This is a genomic window from Thermobrachium celere DSM 8682 (assembly GCF_000430995.1).
Classification (GTDB): Bacteria; Bacillota; Clostridia; order Clostridiales; family Caloramatoraceae; genus Thermobrachium; species Thermobrachium celere.
The window spans coordinates 11,882-12,385 of sequence record NZ_HF951993.1; the positions used below are offsets into that span (position 1 = coordinate 11,882).

Genomic DNA, 504 nt, shown 5'->3' on the forward strand with positions numbered 1-504 from the left:
GCTTACTACATGGAAAGGGCTCTAGGAAAAAGATGGATGGGAGTTCTTTTCTCAATCCTTATAACTATCTGCTTTGGACTAGTATTTAACTCAGTTCAAGCAAACACAATATCTCAAGCCTTCCAAAAGGCCTTTGGAATACAAACTTATATTACAGGAAGTGTAATCGCTATTATAACTGCCTTTATAATATTTGGTGGTATAAAAAGAATTGCAAAGACTGCAGATGCCAAATCTGTTAATATCTTTTCTTTTTGTTTTTTTGTTGTACTTCCTGTTATAAGTGCTATGTTTAAATCAAAATCCTTTAGAAGGGATGTTATGGAACTAAAATGTTGCTCTGCTAAAATTTCTGTCGGAGCTAGCATTGCTGCTTGATATCCAGCTTCAGCACAATTAAACATTGCTATTGCTGCAATTACAGTCTTACCTGATCCTACATCACCTTGAACTAATCTATTCATTGGTTTATTCTTTTTCATATCAAGTAAAATCTCTCTAATC

General features: G+C 33.7%; 1 protein-coding gene and 1 pseudogene. One reads left to right on the plus strand and one right to left on the minus strand.

The window, feature by feature from the left end; translation table 11 throughout:
* Positions 1-36: 36 nt before the first annotated feature.
* Complete coding sequence (locus tag TCEL_RS14330) at positions 37-378, plus strand: alanine:cation symporter family protein (protein ID WP_423219066.1); 342 nt, start codon at positions 37-39, stop codon at positions 376-378.
* Here TCEL_RS14330 and TCEL_RS14335 read toward each other — a convergent pair.
* Positions 288-482 (minus strand): annotated as a pseudogene (locus TCEL_RS14335) (DEAD/DEAH box helicase); the annotation flags it as partial. The gene TCEL_RS14330 and the pseudogene TCEL_RS14335 sit on opposite strands and share 91 nt — an antisense overlap.
* Positions 483-504 lie beyond the last annotated feature (22 nt).

Excerpts from the sequence above, each read along its gene's own strand:
- TCEL_RS14330 (WP_423219066.1), top strand. The coding sequence starts at position 37 with ATGGGAGTTCTTTTCTCAATCCTTATAACTATCTGCTTTGGACTAGTA.